General features: G+C 54.0%; 24 protein-coding genes and 1 pseudogene. 5 read left to right on the plus strand and 20 right to left on the minus strand.

The window, feature by feature from the left end; all coding sequences use genetic code 11:
• The first annotated feature begins 523 nt into the window (after positions 1-523).
• Complete coding sequence (locus tag ABKW30_RS25925; protein ID WP_348601838.1) at positions 524-1,879, plus strand: glycosyltransferase family 39 protein; 1,356 nt, start codon at positions 524-526, stop codon at positions 1,877-1,879.
• A gap of 113 nt (positions 1,880-1,992) precedes the next feature.
• A complete protein-coding gene (locus ABKW30_RS25930; RefSeq protein WP_348601839.1) occupies positions 1,993-2,799 on the plus strand; it encodes a glycosyltransferase family 2 protein in 807 nt (268 codons plus the stop codon).
• 7 nt (positions 2,800-2,806) lie between these two features.
• Here ABKW30_RS25930 and ABKW30_RS25935 read toward each other — a convergent pair whose 3' ends face one another.
• The 3 genes and pseudogenes from ABKW30_RS25935 to ABKW30_RS25945 form a co-directional block, all read right to left on the minus strand.
• Positions 2,807-3,829, minus strand: coding sequence for a glycosyltransferase family 2 protein (locus tag ABKW30_RS25935; protein WP_348601840.1), 1,023 nt, complete (start codon positions 3,827-3,829; stop codon positions 2,807-2,809).
• Between the two features lie 331 nt (positions 3,830-4,160).
• Positions 4,161-4,262: pseudogene (locus ABKW30_RS25940) on the minus strand (helix-turn-helix domain-containing protein); the annotation flags it as partial.
• 19 nt (positions 4,263-4,281) lie between these two features.
• On the minus strand, positions 4,282-5,211 hold the full coding sequence (locus ABKW30_RS25945) for an SMP-30/gluconolactonase/LRE family protein (protein WP_348601841.1): 930 nt from the start codon (positions 5,209-5,211) through the stop codon (positions 4,282-4,284).
• A gap of 115 nt (positions 5,212-5,326) precedes the next feature.
• On the opposite strand from ABKW30_RS25945, the gene ABKW30_RS25950 reads away from it, so the two are divergent.
• A complete protein-coding gene (locus ABKW30_RS25950; protein WP_348601842.1) occupies positions 5,327-6,358 on the plus strand; it encodes an Ldh family oxidoreductase in 1,032 nt (343 codons plus the stop codon).
• Between the two features lie 10 nt (positions 6,359-6,368).
• Here ABKW30_RS25950 and ABKW30_RS25955 read toward each other — a convergent pair whose 3' ends face one another.
• The 3 genes from ABKW30_RS25955 to ABKW30_RS25965 form a co-directional block, all read right to left on the minus strand.
• Complete coding sequence (locus tag ABKW30_RS25955) at positions 6,369-7,517, minus strand: extracellular solute-binding protein (RefSeq protein WP_348601926.1); 1,149 nt, start codon at positions 7,515-7,517, stop codon at positions 6,369-6,371.
• Positions 7,518-7,589: 72 nt separating this feature from the next.
• Positions 7,590-8,609: an N-acetylglucosamine-6-phosphate deacetylase gene (locus ABKW30_RS25960; RefSeq protein ID WP_348601843.1), complete on the minus strand. Its 1,020-nt coding sequence runs from the start codon at positions 8,607-8,609 to the stop codon at positions 7,590-7,592.
• Positions 8,606-9,343 (minus strand): glucosamine-6-phosphate deaminase, encoded by a 738-nt coding sequence (locus tag ABKW30_RS25965; RefSeq protein WP_348601844.1) that lies wholly within the window; start codon positions 9,341-9,343, stop codon positions 8,606-8,608. Before ABKW30_RS25965 ends, ABKW30_RS25960 begins: the two co-directional genes overlap by 4 nt.
• Before the next feature lie 117 nt (positions 9,344-9,460).
• Between ABKW30_RS25965 and ABKW30_RS25970 the strand changes: the two genes are divergently transcribed.
• On the plus strand, positions 9,461-10,654 hold the full coding sequence (locus tag ABKW30_RS25970) for an ROK family protein (RefSeq protein ID WP_348601845.1): 1,194 nt from the start codon (positions 9,461-9,463) through the stop codon (positions 10,652-10,654).
• Positions 10,655-10,714: 60 nt separating this feature from the next.
• On the opposite strand, the gene ABKW30_RS25975 is transcribed toward ABKW30_RS25970, so the two are convergent.
• On the minus strand, positions 10,715-10,903 hold the full coding sequence (locus ABKW30_RS25975) for a hypothetical protein (protein ID WP_348601846.1): 189 nt from the start codon (positions 10,901-10,903) through the stop codon (positions 10,715-10,717).
• Between the two features lie 162 nt (positions 10,904-11,065).
• Here ABKW30_RS25975 and ABKW30_RS25980 point away from each other — a divergent pair, with 162 nt between their 5' ends.
• Positions 11,066-11,431 (plus strand): DUF427 domain-containing protein, encoded by a 366-nt coding sequence (locus tag ABKW30_RS25980; protein WP_348601847.1) that lies wholly within the window; start codon positions 11,066-11,068, stop codon positions 11,429-11,431.
• A gap of 3 nt (positions 11,432-11,434) precedes the next feature.
• Here the strand turns inward: ABKW30_RS25980 and ABKW30_RS25985 are convergent, their stop codons facing one another.
• The 13 genes from ABKW30_RS25985 to ABKW30_RS26045 form a co-directional block, all read right to left on the minus strand.
• Complete coding sequence (locus ABKW30_RS25985) at positions 11,435-12,211, minus strand: ATP-binding cassette domain-containing protein (protein ID WP_348601848.1); 777 nt, start codon at positions 12,209-12,211, stop codon at positions 11,435-11,437.
• Positions 12,208-13,005 carry an ABC transporter ATP-binding protein gene (locus tag ABKW30_RS25990; RefSeq protein ID WP_348601849.1) on the minus strand — a complete coding sequence of 266 codons (798 nt, stop codon included), beginning with the start codon at positions 13,003-13,005 and terminating at the stop codon, positions 12,208-12,210. Before ABKW30_RS25990 ends, ABKW30_RS25985 begins: the two co-directional genes overlap by 4 nt.
• The gene (locus tag ABKW30_RS25995) at positions 13,002-13,808 is read right to left on the minus strand and encodes an ABC transporter permease (RefSeq protein WP_348601850.1); all 807 of its coding nucleotides are present in this window, start codon (positions 13,806-13,808) and stop codon (positions 13,002-13,004) included. Before ABKW30_RS25995 ends, ABKW30_RS25990 begins: the two co-directional genes overlap by 4 nt.
• Entirely contained in the window at positions 13,805-14,785 is a 981-nt protein-coding gene (locus tag ABKW30_RS26000) for an ABC transporter permease (RefSeq protein WP_348601851.1), read from the minus strand. Before ABKW30_RS26000 ends, ABKW30_RS25995 begins: the two co-directional genes overlap by 4 nt.
• Positions 14,786-15,005: 220 nt before the next feature.
• Positions 15,006-16,619 carry an ABC transporter substrate-binding protein gene (locus tag ABKW30_RS26005; RefSeq protein WP_348601852.1) on the minus strand — a complete coding sequence of 538 codons (1,614 nt, stop codon included), beginning with the start codon at positions 16,617-16,619 and terminating at the stop codon, positions 15,006-15,008.
• A 12-nt stretch (positions 16,620-16,631) separates the two neighbouring features.
• Entirely contained in the window at positions 16,632-17,750 is a 1,119-nt protein-coding gene (locus ABKW30_RS26010) for an alanine--glyoxylate aminotransferase family protein (protein ID WP_348601853.1), read from the minus strand.
• A 142-nt stretch (positions 17,751-17,892) separates the two neighbouring features.
• The gene (locus ABKW30_RS26015; protein ID WP_348601854.1) at positions 17,893-18,192 is read right to left on the minus strand and encodes a type II toxin-antitoxin system RelE/ParE family toxin; all 300 of its coding nucleotides are present in this window, start codon (positions 18,190-18,192) and stop codon (positions 17,893-17,895) included.
• Positions 18,189-18,452, minus strand: coding sequence for a type II toxin-antitoxin system ParD family antitoxin (locus ABKW30_RS26020; RefSeq protein ID WP_348601855.1), 264 nt, complete (start codon positions 18,450-18,452; stop codon positions 18,189-18,191). Before ABKW30_RS26020 ends, ABKW30_RS26015 begins: the two co-directional genes overlap by 4 nt.
• Positions 18,453-18,500: 48 nt before the next feature.
• Entirely contained in the window at positions 18,501-19,379 is an 879-nt protein-coding gene (locus tag ABKW30_RS26025; RefSeq protein ID WP_348601856.1) for a transglutaminase family protein, read from the minus strand.
• Positions 19,380-19,391: 12 nt separating this feature from the next.
• Positions 19,392-21,806 (minus strand): circularly permuted type 2 ATP-grasp protein, encoded by a 2,415-nt coding sequence (locus ABKW30_RS26030; RefSeq protein ID WP_348601857.1) that lies wholly within the window; start codon positions 21,804-21,806, stop codon positions 19,392-19,394.
• Positions 21,790-22,137: a type II toxin-antitoxin system RelE/ParE family toxin gene (locus ABKW30_RS26035; RefSeq protein WP_348601858.1), complete on the minus strand. Its 348-nt coding sequence runs from the start codon at positions 22,135-22,137 to the stop codon at positions 21,790-21,792. The genes ABKW30_RS26030 and ABKW30_RS26035 overlap by 17 nt, the downstream gene beginning before the upstream one ends.
• Positions 22,138-22,140: 3 nt before the next feature.
• Positions 22,141-22,404, minus strand: a complete 264-nt coding sequence (locus tag ABKW30_RS26040) for a type II toxin-antitoxin system ParD family antitoxin (RefSeq protein ID WP_348601859.1) — start codon at positions 22,402-22,404, stop codon at positions 22,141-22,143.
• A gap of 70 nt (positions 22,405-22,474) precedes the next feature.
• The gene (locus ABKW30_RS26045; RefSeq protein ID WP_348601860.1) at positions 22,475-25,810 is read right to left on the minus strand and encodes a transglutaminase family protein; all 3,336 of its coding nucleotides are present in this window, start codon (positions 25,808-25,810) and stop codon (positions 22,475-22,477) included.
• Positions 25,811-26,053 lie beyond the last annotated feature (243 nt).

Raw genomic sequence — 26,053 nt, forward strand, 5'->3', positions numbered from 1 at the left:
CGCCCGGTCTACGGCAACGTTTGCCAATGATTGAACGTTGCCGAACGTGCTTTTTGTTGCCGAACTTGACGACTAAGTTATTGATTACAAAGGGAAATATCCTTGACTTGGTAGTTCGGGACGACGGGGTCGGAGGTTCGAATCCTCTCACTCCGACCAGATAGAACGGGGATTTTAGAACCCTCATGAAATTTCGCACCGTCGCATATGATCAAGGCGCAAATCTTATTCCAGTCTTACAGCTCTCAGACATATGCATGTCATGCCCGTTTGCTATCCAAAAGTGAAATAGCAATGGGTGCGATGGCCCAGCCAGAGCCCACGCTTTACTGGAAGGCAATGCATGATAAAAGACGGCAGTGCCTCAGCCTCGACAAGTGCCATGCCATTTAACCCAGTGCCAACAAAATCCGCCCCTGCCTCTGTTTGGAATTTGGCGTCTCGAAGCCCGGCAATACTTTTTATATTATTGTATTTTGCATTCCAGGTTTTCTACCTCACTGGAATCTCGAACGGCGCAGGCATGGATGATGCGGAACAGCTGGCATATATGGGCACGCTGCAATGGGGGTATGGTGGCTCCCAGCCGCCACTGTACACGTGGATAAATAGTCTCGCGAGCAGCCTTTTCGGGATCAGTCTGTTTACAATCTATCTGGTCAAGTTTTCGATGCTGGCAAGCACGTTTGCCAGCATATATTTTGGGGCGCGGTTACTTAACATAACAAAACTTGTTGCAGCAGCAGGTATGCTGGGTGTCTTCCTTCTTCCTCAGATCGCATGGGAATCCCAAAGAACTCTCACGCATTCTGTAGGTGGCACGGCAGGTTGCGCTTGGGCCTTTTTGACATTCGCCTGGTATATGAAGTCGCGATCGTGGCTGGCTGCATCAATGTTCGGGATTGCAATGGCAGCAGGATTGCTTGGCAAGTTCAATGCGATCTTCTTCATGACCGCTCTTGTAGCATCTGCATTGACCATACCCGGATATCGTTCAGTCATGCTGTCAACAAAAAGTATAGCGACGGTTCTGTCGCTGGTGCTTTGTATTGCCCCTACAGCCTTTTGGGCGTTCACGCATACCGAAAATTTACTGGCCAGAACCCATAAGTTTCAGGTCAATGAGGGTGGCCAATTTTTCAGCAGTCGAATGCACGGAATATGGCGGCTATTGTCAAATAGCGTTCTGTTCTCCGGTGTCGCATTAGTTTGTTTTGGAGCGATATTCACAGTAGCAAAACCACATGAAGAAAGCTCTGCAAAGAAAGCATGGAGTGACGGCGAACTGTTGGTCATTCGGACCTTATTGATTGCTTTCTTGCTTGTTCTGGCGGGCGTCATTTTTAGCGGAGCCGCTGAAGTGAAGGACCGATGGCTACAGCCCGTCCTTTTTCTTGCTCCACTTGGCCTTTCCATAATCATCGGGCGGCGTATCGCCGATGAACGGCACTTGCGCAATTTTGCACTGGCAGGCGTATTTTGTGCCCTGATCGTCATCCCATCGCTTGCTGTTAACCGGTTATACGCCAGAGAGGGAAATGTGCCCTCAATAGGCCAGTTGGATTACGCAGAGCTTTTCAACGTAACGCGCGCCGACGCTGACTATAAGTCGGTTGTCTCCATGGGCCCTCAGCTACCCGGAAATCTGCGCCTCTTCGATACGTCGATCAATCCAGTCCACCTGGAAATGCCCAATGCAGCATTACATCTGAAGCGCCCTGCTTTGATCGTATGGTTTGGAACCGAGCCGAGTTCAAATCTGGTGGAATTCCTCGCATCGACAGGCATAAACCTGCCTCATAATGTTCGTCACATCAGTTTAAAATATAAATACTACCCTGACGTCACAGAAGATGTGAGCTACTTCATAGCGCCTTGACCCGTTCAGGTTGTTGTCAGTTTGTAGTTTCACAATTCGAGTTTGCTTAGAGTCGCGTGGCAACCATCCGCGTCCCTACGCAATGTCCAATCGGATGTGAAAGGCCAGCCAATTTGATTACTCGCGCAATCACCATAGTTATCCCTTCAAGGAATGAGAGCGAAAACCTTACCGTTCTGCTTGATGAGGTCGATAGCGCAATGAATGGCCGTGACTACGAAGTTATCGTTGTTGACGACGGCTCAACCGATTCGACCGCTGCCATATTGCATGAGCGGATCAAGGCAGGCAGGTGTTTGCGCCATATTCGTCACGACAAATCTGCAGGACAGAGCGCTGCGGTGCGCACAGGTGTCCTTGCCGCAAAGGGCGAGATTGTCGTTACCATGGACGGCGACGGACAGAACGATCCTGTTTACATTCCTCGCCTTGTGGACGCATTGATCTCGGCCGGACCAGGCGTTGGAATCGCCGCGGGGCAGCGTTCAAAAAGAACCGACAGCAGGTTGAAACAACTGGCCTCCAAATTCGCAAACGGGCTCAGAGAAGCAATCCTGAAAGACAAGACGCATGATAGTGGTTGCGGCCTCAAGGCAGTCTATACAAAGCTCTTTCGTGAACTGCCATTCTTTGACGGCTGGCATCGATTCCTACCGGCGCTGGTGATGCGCGAAGGCCTCGGTATTATACATATCGAAGTGGTAGACCGCCCTCGTCTCAACGGCCAATCCAACTATGGGGTTCTGGATAGAGGGGCTCGAGGTATCGTCGATCTGTGCGGCGTTTGGTGGTTGAAAAGACGAAGAAGAACTTTACCGGATATAACCGAATCCCACTACGAACTGGTGCCCTTCGATACTCCAGAAGCTTATGAGTTGTCCTCAGGTGAAAATTCAGTCAATATTTCTGCTGCGGGATAGGCCGCCTTTAAACTGATGACCATAGTTCCTTCATAAATCCCAATTGAATCAATTGGTCAGGCCCTGAATATGTTGCAGACCGATTATTATCGCGAAGCTCAAGATCTGGCGCGTCAGAAAGGGCTTTTGCTATTATTTTGTATTCCGCCGCATTGGAGAAATACTGACCGTCTGCAACGGCTATCTCAATCTTCGGTTTAAGATCGGAGAAGAATTTGAAATGTAACATTACGCCGTATATCGGGCTGAAATTGCGTTTCAACGGGAAAGGCTTGTGTATGCCATCGGCTAGAGAGCACTCGCTGTCCCAATAGGTCAACGGGTACTTTATCAACTGATTTTCCAATCCGAACTTTCTTCCCCGGACTCCACCCTTGATCGACCATCCGGAGCTCGACTGCCGGATGACATATCCACTTGCGTCAAATTGATTTGCAATCTCCCATGGCAATATATCATCTGACAAAATGGCAGCCGCATGCTGACCAGAGTAGAAATCAATCATGGGCGCAGCCATGCGGTAATGCTTTTCCTTCTCAAGGTACTTCACAACATCTATAAGCGGACGCTTATCGCAATCCTGGTAGACGAGATACTCGTCCACATCGAGATTGAGATACCACCTGTTTTGCCCGTAGTGATTGAATATCCATTCGCGCCAGAGGATTGAGCGCTTCGCATCGGAATACCGTACAGTCGAGCGCCAAACATCGACGTCATTTTGAGCGGACAAAAATTCTATCGTTCCGTCTGTAGACTGGTCATCAATAAAGATGAACCGTTTCACACCAAGATTTCTGTAATGCCGCAGAAATGAGCCTAGATACTTCCGCTCATTTCTCACTGGTACGACAACTGCAATGTCCTTGGCGTCATAGCCAGCTGCCGCTGATGCAATTTGATGCATACCGAGTTCGAGTTGCCCCGGGCCGGATGGAGCTTTCTCTTTACGCCATGTGCGAAAAGCGGCCACAATCCCCTGTCGCTGAAAGCCGACCGAACTGCGGGAGGGGTAATTCGTATTTTCCAAACCGAACAATCCTTGCTGTCTGACTATTTTTACAGCGTACAAAGGCAGCGAGCCGAGCCCGTTTACCTCACTCTAAAAACACGACATAGAACCAGAGTAAAACCGGGGCAATCAATATGATTGCCAAAAAGCACCAGAATACCCGCCAAACCGTTTCGCGCGTACCGAACTTAGCTAAAAGCAGAAAGATCAAAACCACTGTCAGGGTAACAGGCCAGTAGTGCCCAAGGTACATTACGACTATGGCCCAGTACGGTATCGACATATTGCCTGTTTAGCTTAACGCGAAAGTTCCAGCAACGAGCTGGGGCGGGTGCTGAACAAGTAAATTTTAGTTCGCAATGAACCTATACCCGACGCCGGGCTCGGTGCGGATGAAATGCGGCTGGTTCGGGTCCTGCTCTATCTTGGCACGCAGTTGCCCGACAAATACATAAGGATTTGCCGGTTTATCAGAACCCGACACCTTTTCTGGTCGTTTCAACGGCATAGACTGAACTTGTGGCGGTAATGAACAGACGCGACCCATGAGGCCCGCCAAATGTCAGATTGGCGACGACCTCCGGAATCAGGATGCGGCCCAGCCTGCGTCCTTCGGGCGTGTAGCAGTGAATGCCGTCCTCGGCCGAAATCCACAGCAACCCCTCCGTGTCCACGCGCAGGCCATCCGGCACCATATCAATATCAGCGACGACACGGCTTTTGCCGAGTTTGATCCCATCGATCACTTCCAGCGCCCGGACATGGTGCGGACGGCTATCGTCAAAGCCGAAACCATGCCCTCGCGCACGGCCCGAATCGGCGACATAAAGCACGCTCTCATCGGGCGAAAATGCCAAGCCATTGGGACGGTCAAAATCATCGGCCACCAGCTCCACCTCACCCGTGGATGGGTCGAGCCGGTAAACATTGTTGCTGCCGATCTCGCTGTCGGCCCGAATCCCCTCATGATCGGAAATGATCCCGTAAGGAGGATCAGTGAACCAGATCGAGCCATCGGATTTGACAACAAGGTCGTTCGGTGAGTTTAGTCGCTTGCTCTCCCAGTGCGTTCCCAGCACCTCGTAGGTGCCATCTTTGCCGGTACGGCTGATACATCGCCCGCCATGCTCGCAGGAGACCATATTGCCCGCGCGATCCACTGTGCTGCCATTGGTGCGCTGCGAAGGCTGGCGGAAAACCCGTGTGCCTTTTTCCTGCGACCAAGTCATCATTCGATTGTTTGGTATGTCGGAGAAACGCAGTTCGCCTATATCATCGAGCCAGACAGGCCCTTCAACCCAGATATAGCCGGTGGTCAGGCGCTCAAGCGTCGCGTCCGGCTTGAAAAAGGATTGGAACTGCTGATCGTCCTGCGCAAGAAACCCGTGTTGCGACGCCATAATCCAGCCCTCCCAGCCTTGATGATTATTTGCCTCAAACTTGCCGAACATTTATCTGAGGTATCATATATTAGTATAAATCCATCGATGATTTGCAAGAGGAAACGGCGCTCGAATGACTGAAATTCTGATCAATGCAGGCGACCTTTCTGCTCGTCTTGCCGCAGCGCTGAAGAACGAGAATGTATCGGATGAAGCGGTCGCTGCAACGACCCGCGCGTTGATGCATGCATCGCGCCTTGGTGTCGACAGCCATGGCGCCCGATTGATCGCGCATTACTGCAATGTCCTGCGTGGCGGGAGGGTAAATCCTCAGCCGGCAATCTCGACGCAGCGTACAGGTCCTGCCAGTGCCATCGTCGACGGTGATGACGGGCTTGGTCATTTGACTGCTTACCGCGCCACAGCGCTCGCCGTCGAGATTGCTCGCGAAAGCGGCATCGGTGCAGTCGGGGCAGTCCGTTCCTCGCATTTCGGTGCTGCCGGTGCCTATGCGCTGGATATTGCCGAGGCTGGAATGATCGGCTTTGCCACTACCAACACCGATTCCGTTGTCACCCTGTTTGATGGTGCCCGCTCGTTTCACGGTACCAACCCTCTGGCCTTCGCCGCGCCTGTAGCAGGTGGCAAGCCTTGGCTTCTCGACATGGCAACCTCATCGATTCCGCTTAACCGCGTCCTGCTCTATCGGTCGTTGCAAAAAGAACTGCCGGAAGGTGTAGCCGCCGATGAAAACGGCGCTCCGACCCGCAATGCGGATGAAGCGGAAATGCTCCTGCCTCTCGGTGGTGCAGGATATGGCTTCAAGGGCGCAGCACTGGCGGGTGTCGCGACCCTGCTTTCAGCGGTTTTGATGGGCACAACGCTTGATGCCGATTTCATTCCAATGGTCAGCAAGGACGATGTTTCGACCCCGCGAAACATGGGGCATTTCTTCATTGCCATTGATCCGGCGCGCTTCGCCGGAGCAGATATTTTTGCCGCCGGGATGCGAGCCTACCTCGATCAATTGCGATCTGTTCCTGCTGTCGAGGGCGGCAAGGTCATGGCGCCGGGCGACCGGGAATGGGCCGTGGAGGAACAACGGATGCGTGATGGCATACCCATTGATCCTGACACGGCTGCATTCCTCGGCATCAGCGTCTGATCAGGACGGATTATTTGGCCTTTTTGGCGCCAACGAGTTCGTCCCACTTCCTGAAGGCAACAACCATCTTGTCCGGCTTCAACGGCAATTCAATCGGATTGTTGGCAATCAGGTCGGCATATTCCGGCCTGCCGAATTCCTTGATGACATCCTGGCTATGCTGGGGTGCCATCGAAAGCGGCACATTCTTCACCGCAGGGCCGGGATAGAGATAACCTTCATCATAGGCATAGGCCTGTGCTTTTGGTGTCAGCAGGAACGCCATCAGGTCAAGAACGACCGCGACCTTATCTTCGGCGATCCCCTTTGGAACGCACATGAAGAACGCGTCAGACACCCAATGGAAGCCCTTCAGCGTGCCGATCTTGGCCGTTTCAGGCACGATACCGAGGGCGCGCGGATTGATGTCCCAGCCCGTTGTACTGATGATGATATCGCGCGAACCTTCGCCGAATTCCTTCATGGTTACGCCGGTTCCCGCCGGATAATAGTCGATGTATTGGCCAATCTCGGCCAGATAGGCCCATGTCTTTTCCCAGCCATCTACTGGATCGGAAGGGTCTTTGTCGCCAAGCAGATAAGGCAAGCCCATCATGAATGTGCGGCCCGGACCTGAGTTTGTCGGGCGGGCATACATGAAGCGCCCGGGGTTTTCCTTGGCGTAGGCCAGCAATTCCTCAGCAGTCTCCGGCACCTTCTTTACGCGCTCGGGGTCATATTCCAGCAAGGGACCGGACGGGTAATAATTGATGACGACACCAAAGCCATCGCCCTGTGCCTTCAAGAGGTTAAGTGCAGCAGGTTCGTAGTTTTCTTCAAGGTTCGGGAAGGTCGATGAGAAGTCCGGGAGCAGCTTCATCCACGTTTCATTGACGAGACCGGCGGCGAGCCCATCGCTGCCTGTCAATACGAGATCAATGTCGACACGGTTGGCGCTTTGCTGTGCTTTCAACTTTCCGGCAAGCTCGGTGACCGGTGCTTTGGCGAAAATGATCCGCGAAGCACGCTCGGGAAAAGCCTTGGCATATTCTTCAAATGCAGGCTGGCTCAGGGCCAAAGCGCCACCAACATCCATGACAGTGATAACGACCGGCGACGCGGGCAATGCCGGTGCTGCAGCCCGTGCTCCGGTGATGCCGGTGACAACCGAAGCGGCCATGCCGCCAAGCACCGCGCGGCGATTCAATCTGAAAAAGTCCTGTGTCATTTCATTCCCCTTATCTTTGGATGATTATCGGAAAAACCGTTCTTCATTACCTATGCGAACCCGCGTGACGGCTAAAGTATCCGACCATTCGAGTTCACTGTCTGCCAAAGTCACGCCATGCGCTTTCAAAACCGGAGCGAGCACATGCATTAGCCGTGCTGATGCCATCTCCACCGCCTGATCGAACGTCGCGATATTCCAGCGCACCAGATTACGGACCGCATCATCCAGACAAAGCGAAGATCCGGCCAATCCCGTGGCGCCGCTTTGGCTGACTGTACCGTCTTGCGTACGATCAACATGCATACCCGCAAAAGCGTAAGTACCGGCTGGTGCTGCGGCGGCAGCAACCGCATCGGTTACCAGTGCGGACCGCTCGAAACCCTTGGCGCGGATCAGGCTTTTCAGGACATATGGCGGCATATGAATGCCATCCGCGATGAATGTAGCGAGCAGCCGGTCTTCCGCCAATTGCGCGAATAGCGGATTGTCAAGTTTCGGCAATATTTGCGGTAGGCCATTGCCAAGATGGGTGGAAAGCGCTGCTCCTGCTTCTGCCGCAGCAGTGACAATCTGATTATTGGCCGAAGAGTGGCCAATGGAGACGAGCCTGTCGCTGGCGCGCATCGCCTTGATGAAATCAAGGCCGCCATGAACTTCAGGAGCAACAGTTACCAGCAGGATTGGCCGCTCGATCATTTCCTGCAACGCGATGACAAGTTCCGGATCGGCTGCAATCATCGCGTTCGCCGGATGACAACCGGAAAAACCGTCTGCCGGATTGAGAAATGGGCCCTCAAGATGATAACCGGGGCACATCAAGGGCCCGAGCCGACTTTCACCCACAGCCCGGTCCAGCGCCGCGAACCGTGCCTCAAGCTCATTGCGGTGTGCAGTGATAATCGTTGGCAGACAGGTGGTAACGCCCGACACCAGCATGGCCTCGAGCGCATGGTCCATCGCATCAGGTGTGATGCCGGGATCGTTGAAATCAACGCCCGCGAAACCGTTCACCTGTATGTCAACGAGGCCCTTCGTAATCATGCAAGTCTCGATGCGGAATCAGGATCGAGTAAAAGCACGGTATTCGGATGCTTCTGTACGATGGAAGCCGGATGCATTGGGTCGACCTTGCCCTGCACCGCGTCCTTTACGGCCTGCGCCTTACGCTCGTCCGGTACTGACAAGATGATGAGTTCACTCTTCAATATCTGGCGGATACTCATGGAAATGGCCTTTTGCGGCACAGCCTCAAGTGTTGGAAACCACCCCTCGCCCATTTGCTGTTTGCGGCAAGCTTCATCAAGTGTGACAACAATGTAAGGCTTGTCAGTTTCAAAATCGGCGGGAGGATCGTTGAAAGCAAGATGACAATTCTCACCAATCCCCGCAAAACACACATCGATCTTGTGACGGGCAATCAACGCACTCACACGCTCCGCTTCGGCTGCGGCGTCACCCTCTCCATTAATCCGATGAAATGCAACAGCTCCGCCCAAAGGATCGACGAATCGTTCCTGCAGAAATTTGCGGAAACTCGCCGGATGGGTAATTTCCATCCCAACATATTCATCGAGATGGAAAGCCGTAACCTTGGACCAGTCAATATCGTCAGCCGTCACCAGATTCTGCAAAACTTCAAACTGGCTTGCTCCTGTGGCAACAATGATCGAGGCTTTGCCTTTGGCAGCTATTGCGGCCCGAATTGCTTCTGCACCAAGCTTGGCTGCCGCTGCACCGAGGGCGGTTTTGTCGGCTAATTGCCTTATATCGATCATATTTTATCCCTTTTGGACATGTCATTCGCCTTGCTCTCATAGTAAGCACAGCTTTATATGACACAGCAAGGTATTTTCGAATATTAAAGTTCAAAAATAAAAACAGGCAGAAATTCCATGTTTTTGACGATAGACGAAACCGTTTATGAGGATGCGCACCAGCGCGATTGCGCACGCGTTGCTGCACTGCTTTCCGGCAAGGGCCCGCATTCGCGCGCCAGTGTCGCCGATCAGCTGAAAATGACATCGACGGCAACATCCCATGTCGTCAGCGACCTGACAGAACGTGGCCTTGTCACTGAACGTCCGGGCACGAAGATGGGTCGTGGACGCCCGCCGATCGAGATAGCTCTGAACTTGGGACGGCTGGGTGCTTCCGTCATCCATATATCCAGCCGTACGTTGCTTGGGTTTCTTCTGGATCTTGGCGGAACCGTCATTGAACACAAGGCCGTGGAGATTCCCGCCAGCTCGGACAATGCCGCCATGGCCGATGCAATGCGCCAATTGGTACATTGGTTGATCGAAAAATGTCCGGCCGGAATGGTACATCTGGGCACCTCCGTTGCAGTACCCGGCGTCGTCGATGTCAAAGCCCGGACATGGCTTATAACTTCCCGTTGGCCGAAGGTGCGCAACCTCGATATCGGCAGTGCGCTTACTTCCGTAACACCCGTCACAATTGTTTGCAGGCATCTTGATGCTGAGCTTGACGCACGCACGACAAGGGAGGTGGCCTATCGCAGCGGCAACACGCTGTTGCTGCACTGGGGATGGGGTATTGGACTTTCCTGCAGTATAGGCGGCCAGCCTCTTTTGCAAAATGGCGGCCCGTTTGGCGAGATCGGCCATTGGCGTTTCAACGCGCTGGATCAACGTGAATGCGACTGCGGCAATCACGGATGCCTTGAAACGGGAGCCGCCTTATGGGCAATGCTGCCGCACCTGCGAAACCTGTGGCCGGACATATCGGAGGAAGAGGAGCCGCTGGCTGAGCAATTGGCCGATCTGCCCCTGCTCAACATTCCCGAAATGGCGGAGGCGATAAAGCTGATGGCCCGCTCCTTGGCAAATGTATGCCGGTTGCTGTTTCCGTCGCGTGTTATCGTAACGGGTCCTTTTGTAGCCAATGCAGATCTATGGGACGCGTTTACCAGCACATTCAACACGGAAGGATTGATCGGCACGCTCGAACTTCCCACCTTGATCGCTGACAAGTTCAGCCAGGATTATGTGATCCATGGTGCCTGCCTGCCGCTGTTGAATGCCGGACTGGAAACATTCATCAGGGAAAACAGGCGTGCGACATAAACATAACAAAAAGCCCGCGGCTTGATCCGCGGGTTTTTGAACCATCATTACTTTGAATAATCAGGGTTGATTTGAGTAATAGATACCAAAGTTGACTGCAATCAGCACTGCCAGCATGGCCACAAAGCCAATGACAAAGTTGAGCAATCGTTTCAAACCGGACTGCTCACGGCTTTTCTTGGAAAACGTCATGACGATAGCAACGCCAAAAGAGATTCCGACAATTGCCGGAAGGGACATCATGTTCATTTTGGATTCTCTGTTTAAGGTAGGACACCCCTTGCATAGCCATCCTCGCCGCTGCGAACAAGGCTCACGTGGCACTATTGACGACGCCTATGTTGATAACCACCTTTCGGAACAAAACCTCTCGTCGAATATTGTTCTCAGATGCAGTAAAGGAGGACTCCCATGGGCCTGCCCATCACTATACATCCGTTTTCCGGTACGGTGACCGTACGATTTCTTGACGTTGTTATTGCGTCAACGACCAAAGCGCTCGAATTGCGTGAGGCAGGGCATGACCCTGTGCTCTATATTCCCTTCGACGATATCTATTTCGTCCATCTCGAAAAGACCGCTACTCATACACACTGCCCGTTCAAGGGTGACGCCTCATATTGGCGAGTTACAGGTCAGGGCGAAGCCGCCAACGATACAATGTGGGCCTACGAAGAACCCAAGACCGAAGTATCTCAAATTGCCGGACACGGTGCCTTCGATCCTCGCAAAGTGACCTTTGAAGGCGTCGAAGGTGCTCGGCAGGTTCTGCCTTAAACTTCAAACGTTCAAGCGCGGCACGGCGTCAATCAGCACGCGTGTCGTGTTGGCTTGCGGATTTGCCAGTACAGTTTCCGTATCACCCTCTTCGGCAATACGCCCCTCTTCCATGATGACCATCCGGTCCGCAAAGGCCCGGACCACGGCGAGATCATGAGAAATAAACAGGTAAGACACTCCTGTTTCCTCCCGCAGATCCAACAGCAGGTTTAGTATCTGCGCGCGGACTGATACATCCAGAGCCGAGACTGCCTCGTCCAGCACGATCAGCTGAGGTTTGGTCAGGATTGCCCGTGCAATCGCAACACGCTGCCGCTGGCCACCGGAAAGCTCCCGTGGCAACCGCTCCAGGTGATCCGCGCCGAGCCCAACCCTTTGCAGAGCATCCACAACGATATCGCTATATTCATTCCTGCCGGCAAGACCATGAATTCGCAATGGATCTTCCAGAATACGCTTTACATTCGCACGCGGATTAAACGCCGCTAAAGGGTCTTGGAAAACCATCTGGAAGCGAGGCCTGATACGTCGCAAAGCTTCTCCGCCAAGGCGCGAAATATCCTGTCCCAGAATATGAACGCTGCCCTCATCAGGCGAAGTGAGCCGCATCACCAGACGTGCAAGGGTTGTCTTGCCTGATCCTGAACTGCCCGCCACAGCCAAGGTTTCGCCATGTGCCAGCGAAATGTTTATTCCCTTCAAACCTTCATGGGTTCGCTCACCAAATCTCTTGCTAACGTTCCTCAATTCCATGACTGGCGATGTTGATGTGCTCATGCCTGCAACCTCGCCATATCGATTTCCGGGAGCCGGCGACTGCGTGGCTTGTCCACTGACACATAGGTATCAATCAACGCTTTGGTGTAAGGGTGCTTTGGTTCTTTGAGCAATTGGCTCGCAGGCCCGGTCTCCACCAATTCTCCCTGATAGAGCACGGCGATCTCGTCAGCCCGTTCCGATGCCAGCGCTATATCGTGCGTGACAAACAAAAGAGTCAGTCCGTCATCCTTCACCAGTTCGTCCAGCAGATCGACAATGTGCCGTTGGATCACTGTGTCGAGTGCGCTGGTTGGCTCGTCCGCGATCAATATGGAAGGACTACCGGCAAGCGCCGCGGCCAAGGCAATGCGTTGTTTCTGTCCGCCCGAGAATTCATGCGGGTAGCTGTTGAGACGTGAAAGGGCTTTGGGAATTTTCACCCTGTCGAGCAGTTCGGCAGCACGCACCCGGGCCGATATCCAGCTCATGCCAAGGTGTGTCATCACCACTTCGGCGATCTGATCGCCAATCTTCATGACCGGATCGAGGCTACCGCTGGCATCTTGAAACAGGACGCCGATATCACTTCCAAGCTTTGGTCGATGCCCGGCAAAATCTATCGTACCATCAATACGTGCCTGTTTTGGCAGGAGACCGGCAACAGCCATTGCCAAGGTGGACTTGCCCGACCCGCTCATCCCGATCAATGCAAGCCTGCCGCCGTTTGCCACCTGTAATGAAATATCTTTCAACGCAGCCGTTTCGCCATAGCTCACATTCAGATTCCGCACATTCAGGTAACTATCTGTCATGATTGCAACCTTTGCGTGCGAGACAGCCCGCGTCCAATGAGATGAACACTGAGAACTGTCACAACCAGAGCGATACCCGGTATGATCGAGAGATAGGGTGCAGCGCGTAAAACCGTCCGCCCTTCCGCAATCATGCTGCCCCATGTCACCCGGTTCGGATCGCCAAAGCCAAGGAACGATAGTGCCGCTTCGATAAGGATCGCCGTTGCAACAGAGATGGCCGCGAGTGATGCCGTCGGACCGAAGGCATTCGGCAATATTTCCCGGAACGCAATCTCCAGCGGGCGCATACCCATTGTACGGGCCGCCGCAACAAAATCGCGCTCACGCAACGACAAGACCTCGGCGCGTGTAACACGGGCGGCCTGTGTCCAATTGCCAAGACTGATGGCGAAGATCAGTGTAGGCACGCTTGGTCCGGTAACACTGACCGCGGCAAGTGCTAGAAGGAAGCCGGGTACCGTCTGGAATGCCTCGGTGATGCGCATGAGGACCGTATCGGCAAATCCGCCAAGGAAACCGGAAATCGTTCCAACGGCACTACCGACAACCAAAGCCGCCGCAGCGGAGAAAAACGCCACCAGCAGCGTTGTTCGCGTGCCGTGAACCAGACCCGCCAGCACATCGCGGCCGAGCCTGTCGGTTCCAAGCAGATGCGCTTCGGATGCAAATGGTCTCAGCATTGCCTCTCCACTGATTGCCAGCGGATCACCCGGGGCAATCAAGGGAGCGAACAGTGCTATCAGAATGAGCACCAACAACAGCGCAATGCCGATCTTCGCCTCCAATCCACTTGATCTCATCGCCCGATCCTCACGCGGGGATCAAGTTTGCCATAAGCCAGGTCGACAAGAAGATTGGCAATAATCACCGTGACGGCACTACATAAAAGTACACCGAGCAGCAGAGGCGTATCGCGCTTTGCCACGGCTTCGGCAGCCAGCCTGCCAAAACCCGGAATGCTGAAAACGCTTTCCACGACCACACTTCCACCAAGCATTGCCGCCGATTGCCAGCCGAGCATCGTTATTGCTGGCAGGATGGCATTGCGGGCAACATGACGCCAAACGATGCGGCGGCGGGTCAATCCCCTCGCCTCCAGCCCTTTGACAAAGGGATCGCGCCATATCTCCGCCATGCGGTCGCGCATCAGCCGCAGATAAAGCGCTAGATAAACCATCGCCAACGATGAAACGGGCAGGACCAGATGCACCGCAATATCGCCAAGCCGCGCAAACCCGGTCTTACCGGAAGCGATGCTTTCAATTCCACCAATCGGCAACCAGCGCAGATCGACGGCAAAAATTACGATCAGGACCAGACCCAGCCAGAAACCCGGCACCGCATAGAGCGCGAGCGAGCCTGTCGACAATATCCGATCCCTTATTGATCCGGGATGGGCACCCGCGATTACGCCGAGCAATGATCCTGCGAAAAATGCCAGACCAGTCGAAATGCTCATCAACAGCAATGTAACCGGCAATCTTTCCGCTATAACTGACGTTACTGGCCGCTCGAATGCAGTTGACCAGCCAAGGTCCCCATGCGCCAGCGCTGAAACATAAGCTTCAAAGCGATTGAGAGGGCTTTTATCCAATCCCCATTCGGTTCGCATCTGCGCGATTTGTTCGGCATCCATCGCCCCCGATCTTGCAATATAGGCGTCCACTGCATCGCCGGATGCAGCTTCAAGCAGGAAAAAGCTTCCCACAAGCACAATAAAAAGCACCGGAAGCGCTGCGATGAGGCGTTTCAGGAAAAAGGAAGCAAGAAGCGGCAAAGGAAACCCTTAAATGAAAACGTCGTTGCATTATTGTGTTGCGTGGTTCGACGGGGCTCACCATGAGGAAAGTTATTGGCCGAAGCATAGGAAGTGATTGCCTGCAATTTAGCGAAGTCCCTACAGACTCGGCTTTTGCTACCAGACCACTTTCCTCATGGTGAGCCCCGTCGAACCACGCATAATTTGTAGTGCAATTCTATAACTAAGAAACTGAAAATTATTGCTTCAACCAGACATTCGACCAGTTAGAAACAGCCCATCGTGGATTGTCCGAAACATTCTGTACCGTATCTCTCGCTACCGTAATGAATGAAAACTCAGCAACGTTTATCAGTGGCAAGTCCTCCGCCACCTTCTTCTGAAGTTCCTTGTACAAGCCCGCCCGCTTCCCCGCATCCAGCTCGGAAGCAGCGGCTTTAATCAGTTTGTCGACGTCTGCACTGGCATATCCATACTGATTGGAGAAAGGCACCCCTGCAGGCAATCCGCTTTCGAAGAGGATTGTCGTCGAGATGGCAGGATCAGAACGATAGACCGGCGTTGCGACTGTAATATCGAAATCATGGTCGGTATAAACCGCTTTCAGATGCGCAGGCGTATCATTGCTGACAACTACCGCATCGATACCGATCTTGCCCAAGGCCTGACGAAGATAATCGCCAAACTGCTTGGTCTCGTTGAAGAACGGCGCAGGCAGCAATTTCAGCTTGAAGCGGTTGCCATCGCTGCCCCGTTTGTATCCGGCTTCATCAAGCAATGCTTCCGCCTTGGCAGGATCGAAGACATAGGTTGCCGTTCCGGGTTCATAGAAAGTCTGGTCATAGGCTGGAACCGGACCAGTCGACGATTTGGCATAGCCAAGGAAAATGGTTTTCACGACGAAATCATGATCGATCGCATGGGCAATAGCCTGACGTACTTTCACATCCGCCAGCTCCTTGCGACGATGATTTATCTCGACAATCAGCTGATAGGTCAGTCCTTCATAGCCATTGGCATAGACTTTGAGTCCGGATGATTTTGATATGCGGCCGATGTCGGCAAGCGGAACGGCGGAGAATGCTGCCAGCTGTATTTCCTCTGCCTCCAGTGCATTTCCGGCGGCAGCGCGGTCGGGCAGGAACTGATAGACGATTTCATCCAGAAGCGGTTCGTCCTTCTGCCAATAGGTGTCGTTACGCTTGAGCAGGAAATATTCGCCCGGCTTGTATTCACCGAATTTGAACGGGCCGGTGCCAACCAGTTTCTGATTGGCCGGGTTCTTGGCAATATCCGTGCCTTCATAAATATGCTTCGGTATTACCGAAGTAACCACTGGGAGTGCGTTGCGGATAAGCTGAAAAGGCGTTGGTTCGGAGAATTTCAGGATCGCGGTATGCTCATCCGGCGTGTCAACGGAGGTCAGGTTTTTGAACACGATGCGGCCAAGGTTCTGCAACTTTTTCCAGACTTCAAGCGCGGAGAATGCCACGTCTGCCGACGTGAAAGGCTTGCCGTCATGCCACGTCACACCTTCACGCAGCTTGAAAGTTGCAGAAAGTCCGTCCGCCGCGCCTTCCCATGAAACCGCCAGCCGGGGATCAAGGCCGTCCTTCCCATTGTAAGATTGTTCGGCCAGCGGTTCAATGACTTTGCTGGCGACGAAGAACACGCCATTGGACGCAACGATTGCCGGATTGAGATTGGCAGGTTCGCTATCCCCTGCAACGACAAGGCGTCCGCCTTTTACCGGCGCTTCCTGCGCCCAGCCGATTTGCGGGACAAGCGATATCGCACTCACACTAGCGGTCAACTGGAAAAAAGTACGGCGATTCAACAGGATACGGGACATGGCTGCAACCTTTTAGTCAGTGGATCTGGAGAAAATGAGGCTTAACGCTGAGATTGTCTTGCGGGCGAATTCCGGTTGGGCGGATGCCCCCATATGCGCGATGCGCAGAACCTTTCCCGCCGTATCTGCACGGCCGAGCGAAAGCAGGATACCATGCTCGTTCAGAAGCCGGTCACGCAAGTTCACATCGCTGTAGCCATCGGGTATCCTGAAAGCCGTGGTTGTCGGTGCACACCACTCCTCGCGTTTCGGCCACAGGGAAATGCCGAGAACGTTCAAGCCTTCACGTGCGATTGCTGCCGTCTCGGCATGGCGGGCCCAGACATTTTCGGGCCCTTCCAGCGCGTAACGATCAAGCGCGGCATCCAGCGCATAAATCTCGGCAATGGAGGGGGTCACCGGAAAAGTCCTGCCCGGAATGGAAGCATCCTTCCAAGCAGCCAAACTCAGGAATGAACCGCGCGGAGCGTCCCTGTTCCGCTCAATCTTTTCCCAAGCACGCGAGCTAACACTGATCAGGCTCAGGCCCGGCGTACTGCCAAGACATTTCGACGGCGAAGTTATGAAAATATCCACATGAGCAGCCTGCGGATGCGCATCCATCCCACCGAATGACGACACTGCATCAACAATAAGGTAAGCGCCGTGTTCGGCAACAATCGCGCCGATCTCGTTCAGCGGGTTCAGGGTGCCCGAAGGCGTATCGTGATGGCAGAGCGAGACCACGGTAATATCGGGCCTCCGGCGAAACGCTTCCCGAACGGCCTGTGGATCAATCACTTCGTCAAACGGAACCGCGAGTTCCACGATTTCCTTGCCATAACGGTTTGCCCAGCCTTCAAACCCTTTGCCATAAACGCCGGATACAAGATTGAGAACCACATCATTCTTCGAGATTAACGCCGCGGCCGCAGCTTCGATGCCAAGGATTGCCTCGCCCTGCATGATGACCGGGGCAATATCGCTCCGGAATGCAATTCGAAGCTTCTCGATAACGCCAGCGTAGAAGTCTTGAAACACAGGATGATAATCATAGAGAACGGGAGAACTGAGCGCTTCAAGCACTTCAGGATAAACAGGAACCGGCCCGGTCGTGAGCATCAAAGGCGGTACAGAAAGAGACAATGGCACTTTGGAATATCATCCCACAATTGGACGCTGATGGCTCGAAAATTGAACCATATTCCCCAAACTACCGAAACCCAAGAAAAACCATTCCAATAATCTTGTCACCGTTGCAAATCTGTTGTGCCACATCATTGGGATAAATCAGTTAGCTCGCTGGAAAAAGAATACGCTCGTAATCCTGCGCGCCATTTAGAATGTGGAGGATATCAACGCTTGTCTCACTTATCTTGTAGAAGATCAGATATTCTCCATAAGGAGCACGGCGAATTCCCATTGACTCGTATCGTGGCACGAGAGGGAAAGCGCGGGGCATATCTTCAAGGCGTCGACATTGGTCAACCAACTCAATAATGAAGCTCAATGCACGTTTGGGATTATCCCGGGCAATATAATCACCGATGTTCTCTAAATCAGTTTCGGCTTCTTCAGTGAGATTGACAATCACAGGCCGTTATCTTTGGATATATTGCTGTATTTTTTTTTGAGACGAGCTGATGTCTCCTCAAGCGGCGTCACACGTCCCGCCTGCACGTCAGCCAGCCCCCTGCTGATTGCTGCATCAAGCGCATCAAGGCGCTTTTCGCGCTCTTCAACCATACGCACTCCTTCACGCAGAACTTCGCTGCGCGAGTTGTAGCGCCCGGTTTTTACGAGGTCGTCAACGTAGTTTTCAAGTTTTTGTCCAAGATTTGCGCTGCTGGCCATCTTCATTTTCTCTCAAAAATTCAGAGCATATGATAATAGTTAGCAATATCATTCCAGCGGGATCACGTCCACTGATTGCTTTCCTTCCTGCGAGCCACTGGTCTTCAGCACACCGACAATCGGCGAAACATCGGAATAGTCCCGGCCGCAGCCAATCGTAATGTGATCGTTGCTTGCAGCCATATTATTGGTCGGGTCGAATTCCAGCCAACCAGCCTCCCGCCCGCACCACGCACGCACCCAGGCATGCATGGCGTCGGCGCCTTCAAGCCGTACCTTGCCCGGTGCCGGTATGGTCCGCAGGAACCCGCTGACATAACCCGCCGGAATGCCAAGTCCGCGCAAGCCTGCTATCATCACGTGACTGAAATCCTGGCAAACGCCGGCTTTCAGATCGAATGCCTGCCGTGCGTTCGTGCGCACATCCGTGGCATCGCCATCATATTTGAAGTCCGCATGAATACGCCGATTCAGGTCCTTGACGGCTTCCGTAACCGTTCTCGTATTGGCGAGACTTAGAGCGGCATAGGCAGTAATATCCGGATCAATGGCAGCATGTTTACTGGAGGTGAGGAAATGGTGCGGCGCGTCTGCTGCAATCGACCAGACGCTGCGAATTTCCTTCCTCAGCCCGGCAATATCCGGCGAGACATCGAGCATGACAGGTGGACGCATAACATTCACCCGCGCTGTCATCGTCACATCCAGCGTCTCATGCGGATTGCGATAAACGATGGATGTAACTGAGTTGGAAAAAAAGTCGGTGAATTCCGAGCGCTCTGCCGAGGCTGGTTCGAAGGAAAGGCTGGATGCGATGACGCGCTGAACACCCGGCAACGTCTGCGGCATGACCCGGACGTGGTGCCTGCCAGCGGCGGCTGACCGCTCATAATCATAATGGAGATGAAGGCGGATATTATAAAGCATCAACAGCTACCTTCAGGCGAAATACGTGTCAGAAATTGCGTCGGCAAGCGCACCAATATCGTAGGCAACCTGATGGAGCGTTTCGGGCTTCAATTCCCCGGCTTCCGATATCGCCAATTGTGTGTGCAGGCGCAGCGCATCTTTGGAGAAAACCTGCATGCCTGCGGGCGTATTGCGACCCGTTTCGCGCACCGGCAACAAGCTGAACTCGGTTTTCAACGCATCGAGCTGGAAAATGATCGAGCGGGGATTAAGCGGATCGAGAGCCAGAAGATCGAGCACGCTGATGCGCCCCGAATAGACGCTATACTGCCGACGATGGGTCATGACGCTGTCGCCGATTTCCAGCAGCATTTCCAGTGAACCTTCGGCTGCATCATGACGAGCCAGCCTCGCAAGAACGCCGGCCATCTGGATGCCGCGCTCAATCCTGCGGCCAATCTCCAGAAACCTCCAACCCGTAAAACGGTACATATTCTCGTGGACGAGACCGGAGAACCCGGCAAGCTTGCGCAGGATGATCGTCATGGCGCGGGTAGCATCATCGCCCGGCGTCACCACATCGGAAAAGCGATGCACGGTCTTTGACAAATCATGCAAGGCAAGCCAGCCATCCGGCGAAAAGCGGTCGCGTATACGCCCGGCGGAAAGCATTGCACCATCAATCGAACGCTGCAGCCCCTTTGGAATTGCCTGATCAAGATCGACACCGAGCGGTTTGAGGTAAGCGCGCATCTCCGTCAGCAGCGGCAGCTCCTGATTTGGCGCTTCGGCAAAGCGGGCATGGCAGGCGCGCAATATTCGGGCGGTTCCTTCGGCACGTTCAATATAGCGGCCCATCCAAAGCAGGTTTTCCGCAGCACGCGCAGGCAATGTTCCCGGCACGTTGCGCTGAAATAAATCATCTTCGCGAGGTAGCAGCGTATCTTTCGCTACAGGCCCTTTGCTGGTGATCCATACATCTGCAGCCTGCCCGCCGCGCTGCATGGCGATAGCCGCCGTATCCAGCGTGAAGCCGACCCGGGCAAACCCGCCGGGCATAAAGCTCCAGCCATCCTTGTGGCGCGCTGCAAACACGCGCAGCACAAAGGGGCGCGGCTCAAGCTTGCCATCGACATAAACCGGCGTCGTTGAAAGTTTGACCGCCTCCTGGCCAACTAGTCCACGTCCATCGCTTTGGAGCCGTGCCAGCAGTTCGCTGCGTGCTTCAGGGTCAAGCTTCGATCCAAGCACCGTTGCCTGCACGTCTTCAAAGGGCAATCGCGTTGAAAGTGCCGGTCCCACCATCATCTGATCGAGACGGTCCATCACATGTTTGCGCTCTTTCTCCTGCCCGCACCACCACGTTGCTATACTTGGCAAAGCCAGATCACGTTCATGCAGCGCTTTTGAAATCGCCGGAAGAAAAGCGAGCAGCGCGCGGGTTTCAAGAATGCCGGAGCCGAGCGCGTTGACAAGCGAGACTGTGCGCCTGCGCAGGGCACCGACCATGCCGGGCGTGCCAATCCAGGAGTCCGATTTCAGCTCCAGCGGGTCCATATAGGCAGCATCCATGCGCCGCCACAGCACGTCCACCGGCTTCAATCCCGAAACAGTCCGCACCATCACCCTGCCCTTGGCAACCGTCAGGTCCTCGCCTTCCAGCAGCATGAAGCCAAGATAACGGGCAATATAAGCATGTTCGAAGTAGGTTTCGTTGTTTGGTCCGGGTGTCAGGATCGCAGCGCGTCCCTGTGGATCGGTGACCAGCGATTGTATGGAATCGCGGAAATCCTTGAAGAATCCGGCAAGGCGATGAACATTCATCGATGCGGAAATATCCGACAGTGCGCGCGTTGTTGCCACGCGGTTTTCCAGCGCGAACCCTGCGCCAGACGGCGCTTGTGTTCTATCGCCGAGCACCCACCACTGACCGTTTGGGGCACGTCCAAGCTCGAATGCACAGAAATGCAGGAAGCGCCCGCTTGCCGGTTTAACTCCAGCAACGGGATGCAGGAATTCCGGATTGGATGCAATCAAGTCCGGCGGCAGCACGCCATCGCGGACAAGTTTCCCTTCGCCATAAATGTCGGCAACGATATCCTCAAGCAGATCGGCGCGCTGGGTCAGACCGGCTGTAATCGTATTCCAGTCTTCCTCGTTGATGAGCAGCGGGATATGAGCGAGTGGCCACTCCCGCTCCTGCGTGCCGTTCTCGTCATAGATACGATAGAATACACCAGCGTCGAGCAGATACTGGTTTGCGCGTGCAAAGCGGGTTGCAAGCTTCTCCGGCCCAATCTCATCGAGCGCGCCGAGCAGTCTTTCCCAGCCAGGTCGCACGACGCCGGAAGGATCAACCATCTCGTCGGCAATACCCGGCAAGGGCGTGTATCCCGCAAGCAGGCCGGGGCTTAGTTTTGGTTGAGCCTTAGTCACTTGTGACATCTGCGCTTACGACCATCTTTGTTTCATCGTCGGACAGCGGATCAACCGCAATGTTCTGCCCTCTGTAAAACACGCCCAAAATCAAAACAGAATCATCGAGTACCGCGAATGCAATACTTCCTATACGCTTGAATCCGACCACTCGGATACCCTTAGCGATATCATCGCGAATGAGTCCGCGATGAGGAAATGTCGAGAAGCCAAGACAATAGGATTGAATTTCACGCAGGAATACCGTGGCCCGATTAGGCCCGAAATTCTCATTTATATAATCATACAACTCGAAAAGGTCTTTTTCCGCACGCGGATGAAATTTGACTTTATACTTCATCCACTATCCGGCTTTTTTGCGATCAGGGTGCCTAGCTTCAATCCGAGCAAAGACCTCTTCAGCGGAAATTGCCATCGCCGGATTATTCTTGATCTCTGCAAGTCGCGCCGGAATCTCTTCCTTTAGCCAATTTTCTCTAGCTGATTCGAAGTCCTCCAACATACGTAAGCCAGCTCTCACAATCTCGCTGGCGTTGTTATATCGGCCCGATTCCAATTGTTTTTTGATAAAACGTTCATAGTGCTCATTGAGCGCAATGCTAGTCACGGCAACACCCTCTTTCGATTGTTCCTTCGGTACTTTTAACAAATATTGACAATAGATAACACAACTATTCCTAACCACGCGGCCTTCTCAAATCGAGCGTCATCGGGAATTCCGGCGAAGCCTGTTCTTTACGTAGCTCGTAAGCCCCTGCCGTATGGCCGCGCGGTTCAAATCGCGCCAGCCTGCGAGCCTCGGCTTCGTTGGAATTAATGGGGAAGGTGTCATAACTACGTCCGCCGGGATGTGCGACGTGATAGGTACAGCCCGCGATAGCTCGCCCGGACCACTGATCGTAAATATCAAACACCAGCGGGGTGTTGACCGGGATCATCGGATGCAGACCGGAGCGTGGTTGCCAAGCCTTATAACGGACACCCGCAACTGCGGTGCCATTGGTTTCGGTCATTCTCAGTGGCACTTCGCGGCCATTGCACGCGACACTGTAACGGGCTGCATTATACCCTTCGACCTTGATCTGCAGCCGCTCCACGGAGCTATCGACAAAGCGGACTGTACCGCCGATAGCGCCCTGCTCACCCATGACATGCCATGGCTCCAATGCCTGCCGCAGTTCGAGTTTGACGCCTTCATTCTCGATTTCCCCACAGAATGGAAAGCGAAACTCAAGCTGCGCTTCGAACCATTCCGGCCGGAAATCAAAGCCGTTTTGCCGCAGGTCGGCGAGCACATCGAGAAAATCCGCCCAGACGAAAGCAGGCAGCATGAACCGGTCATGCAATGTCGTTCCCCAACGCACGAAACTGCCTTCAATTGGGCTGTTCCAGAAACGTGCAATCAAAGCCCGAACCAGCAATTGTTGCGCAAGACTCATACGGGCATTCGGCGGCATTTCGAAACCGCGAAACTCGACAAGGCCAAGCCGCCCCGTTGGGCCATCGGGCGAAAACAACTTGTCGATGCAAATCTCGGAACGATGCGTATTGCCGGTTACATCCACCAGCAGATTGCGGAAGAGCCGGTCGACCAGCCACGGCAATGGCGGCGTACCATGCCCCGGCAAAGGCACCTGTGCCATGGCGATTTCGAGTTCATAGAGACTATCGTGGCGCGCCTCGTCAAAACGTGGCGCTTGGCTGGTCGGGCCGACAAACATGCCCGAAAACAGATAAGACAAGGAAGGATGACGCTGCCAATGCAACACCAGACTCTTCAAAAGGTCGGGACGACGCAGGAACGGGCTGTCATTGGGTGTTTCACCACCAACCACCACGTGGTTGCCACCACCCGTGCCGGTATGCCGCCCATCGATCATGAATTTGTCCGCACCAAGCCTTGTCTGCCGCGCCTCCTCATAGATCGTCTCGGTCGTCGCAACGCATTCACGCCAGTTCGAGGCTGGATGAATGTTAACTTCGATCACGCCCGGATCTGGCGCAACACGTATGACACTGATGCGCGGGTCCTGCGGCGGACCATAACCCTCAATGTGTACCGGCAGACCGAGTTTGGCGGCTGCAGCTTCCGCTGCGCCTACCAGCTCAAGATAATCCTCAAGCGCCTCAACCGGCGGCATGAATACACTTAACCGGCCATCGCGCGGTTCAACAGAGATTGCCGTCCGAACTGCTCCGCCAATCTCGCCAAGTTCCTGCTCCACCCGCTCCTGTGCGCTGCCTTCAGCGGCGGTAAACGAAGCAACCGCTTGTGAAGCCTCTCTCGCATCAACCGCTGCTGGCGCTGGTGAATCCGGCAATGGGCCCCGCTCGACCGAGGGATCGACCGGCACAATAAATGGAAACTCTGAAGGCGGCACATGCGGCAGCGCGCCCAATGGCAGGCGATAACCAACGGGTGAGTCCCCCGGCACAAGGAATAGTTTGCCGCGCCGTGTCGTCCATTTCTCACTGCGCCAGCGTGGACCTTGTGCGGCCTGACTGTTCCAGCGCTGCACAGGAAGTACGAACCCCGTGGGCTCGGTCAGTCCGCGCTCGAAAACGCGTGCCATGCGGCTGCGCTCTTCCGGGTCTTTCAACTTGGAGTTCGAAGGATCGACATTCTCCGGAAGATTGCCTTCCTTGACGATCCATTCCGCCGGGTCCTCATAGGCCGCGGTAACCATTTCGTCTTCAATGCCAAGTTCACCAGCCATCCCGACCAGCAGCTTGCCCGCATCCTCCGGTTTGACGTCTGCCTCGCTGTTTTCTTCCGCGATAAGGTCCGGATTAACCCAGATCGGCTTGCCGTCCTTGCGCCAGTAAAGCGAGAATGTCCAGCGCGGCAGGCTTTCACCCGGATACCATTTGCCCTGTCCGTAATGCAAAAATCCGCCCGGTGCAAAACGATCGCGTAAACGGCGGATAAGCTTGTCGGCCTTTTCACGTTTTGTCGGACCAACGGCTTCCGTATTCCACTCGCCGGATTCAAAATCATCGATGGAAACGAATGTCGGCTCGCCGCCCATGGTCAGCCGCACGTCCCGTTCTTTCAGCAGCGCATCAACCTCGTTGCCGAGAGCATCCAGCGCGTCCCATGATTCGTCTGAAAATGGCTTGGTGATCCGTGGGTGCTCCGAAACACGCGTCACGCGCATGTCGAAACCGAATTCGACATTGGCGGGTTCGGCCATGCCCGAAATCGGCGCGGCATTGCGATAATGCGGTGTCGTCGCCAATGGAACATGGCTTTCGCCGGTCAAAAGGCCCGAGGTCGGGTCAAGCCCTATCCAACCTGCACCCGGCAGATAAACCTCGCACCAGGCATGGAGATCGGTGAAATCCGTCGTGGTTCCGGCAGGACCATCGATCGCCACAAGATCGGGCTTCAACTGAATGAGGTAGCCGGAAACAAAGCGCGCAGCCAAACCAAGATGACGCAATGTCTGCACCAGAAGCCAACTGGAGTCGCGACAAGAACCGGTACGGACATTCAATGTGGTTTCCGGCTCCTGCACACCCGTTTCCATACGGATCACATAGCCAATCTCGCGCTGGATACGGGCGTTCAGATCAACGACGAAATTGACTGTATTCGTGCTGGAGCGGTCAATCGTCGCCAGAAAATCCGACAGAAGCGGACCAATCGGGTCCGGTTTCATATAAATGGAAAGATCGTCGCGTATTTCTTCCGGATAGGTGAAAGGCCAGATTTCCGCGACCGGTTCAACGAAAAAGTCGAACGGGTTGTATACCGTCATATCAGCAACGAGATCGACTTCGATCTTCAGCTCGGTCACAGGTTCCGGAAAGACAAACCGCGCAAGGAAATTGCCATATGGGTCCTGCTGCAAATTGACGAAATGGTTGGCCGGGCTGACCTTCAGCGAATGGCTCAATACCTTCGTTCGGGAGTGTGGGGCGGGTTGAAGGCGGATGATCTGCGGCCCGAGCATGATGGGGCGATCATATTTATAGTGCGTCAAATGATAGACTGCTGCGTGTATTGCCATGTCGCCCCGAAATTTAATATAAAATTCAATGTCGCCAAAGAGTACGCGCGAAGCCTAGCCTACTCCACGCGCTTGTTCACGTTTAAAAATCCTATTCTGCCATTTATTTTAGCACGTGCTGATTCTGCACCTTAAACGGGCTGATAATTTCTAAGCGAGAGCCAGTATAATTTGCATCTGGCTTGCGGCGTGGTTCGACGGAGCTCACCATGAGGAAGGTATGCTGATTGCAGGAAGTTAACC

Origin of the sequence: Phyllobacterium sp. SB3 (assembly GCF_040009165.1) — a bacterium.
Taxonomy (GTDB): domain Bacteria; phylum Pseudomonadota; class Alphaproteobacteria; order Rhizobiales; family Rhizobiaceae; genus Phyllobacterium.

What these genes read in the sequence shown, in the direction of transcription:
- ABKW30_RS25925 (WP_348601838.1), top strand. Translation starts at nt 524, where the DNA reads ATGGATGATGCGGAACAGCTGGCATATATGGGCACGCTGCAATGGGGG.
- ABKW30_RS25945 (WP_348601841.1), bottom strand. Translation starts at nt 5,211, where the DNA reads ATGGCGTCGCAACACGGGTTTCTTGCGCAGGACGATCAGCAGTTCCAA.
- ABKW30_RS25950 (WP_348601842.1), top strand. Translation starts at nt 5,327, where the DNA reads ATGACTGAAATTCTGATCAATGCAGGCGACCTTTCTGCTCGTCTTGCC.
- ABKW30_RS25955 (WP_348601926.1), bottom strand. Translation starts at nt 7,517, where the DNA reads ATGGCCGCTTCGGTTGTCACCGGCATCACCGGAGCACGGGCTGCAGCA.
- ABKW30_RS25960 (WP_348601843.1), bottom strand. Translation starts at nt 8,609, where the DNA reads ATGATTACGAAGGGCCTCGTTGACATACAGGTGAACGGTTTCGCGGGC.
- ABKW30_RS25965 (WP_348601844.1), bottom strand. Translation starts at nt 9,343, where the DNA reads ATGATCGATATAAGGCAATTAGCCGACAAAACCGCCCTCGGTGCAGCG.
- ABKW30_RS25970 (WP_348601845.1), top strand. Translation starts at nt 9,461, where the DNA reads ATGTTTTTGACGATAGACGAAACCGTTTATGAGGATGCGCACCAGCGC.
- ABKW30_RS25975 (WP_348601846.1), bottom strand. Translation starts at nt 10,903, where the DNA reads ATGAACATGATGTCCCTTCCGGCAATTGTCGGAATCTCTTTTGGCGTT.
- ABKW30_RS25980 (WP_348601847.1), top strand. Translation starts at nt 11,066, where the DNA reads ATGGGCCTGCCCATCACTATACATCCGTTTTCCGGTACGGTGACCGTA.
- ABKW30_RS25985 (WP_348601848.1), bottom strand. Translation starts at nt 12,211, where the DNA reads ATGAGCACATCAACATCGCCAGTCATGGAATTGAGGAACGTTAGCAAG.
- ABKW30_RS25990 (WP_348601849.1), bottom strand. Translation starts at nt 13,005, where the DNA reads ATGACAGATAGTTACCTGAATGTGCGGAATCTGAATGTGAGCTATGGC.
- ABKW30_RS25995 (WP_348601850.1), bottom strand. Translation starts at nt 13,808, where the DNA reads ATGAGATCAAGTGGATTGGAGGCGAAGATCGGCATTGCGCTGTTGTTG.
- ABKW30_RS26005 (WP_348601852.1), bottom strand. Translation starts at nt 16,619, where the DNA reads ATGTCCCGTATCCTGTTGAATCGCCGTACTTTTTTCCAGTTGACCGCT.
- ABKW30_RS26020 (WP_348601855.1), bottom strand. Translation starts at nt 18,452, where the DNA reads ATGGCCAGCAGCGCAAATCTTGGACAAAAACTTGAAAACTACGTTGAC.
- ABKW30_RS26025 (WP_348601856.1), bottom strand. Translation starts at nt 19,379, where the DNA reads ATGCTTTATAATATCCGCCTTCATCTCCATTATGATTATGAGCGGTCA.
- ABKW30_RS26030 (WP_348601857.1), bottom strand. Translation starts at nt 21,806, where the DNA reads ATGTCACAAGTGACTAAGGCTCAACCAAAACTAAGCCCCGGCCTGCTT.
- ABKW30_RS26035 (WP_348601858.1), bottom strand. Translation starts at nt 22,137, where the DNA reads ATGAAGTATAAAGTCAAATTTCATCCGCGTGCGGAAAAAGACCTTTTC.
- ABKW30_RS26045 (WP_348601860.1), bottom strand. Translation starts at nt 25,810, where the DNA reads ATGGCAATACACGCAGCAGTCTATCATTTGACGCACTATAAATATGAT.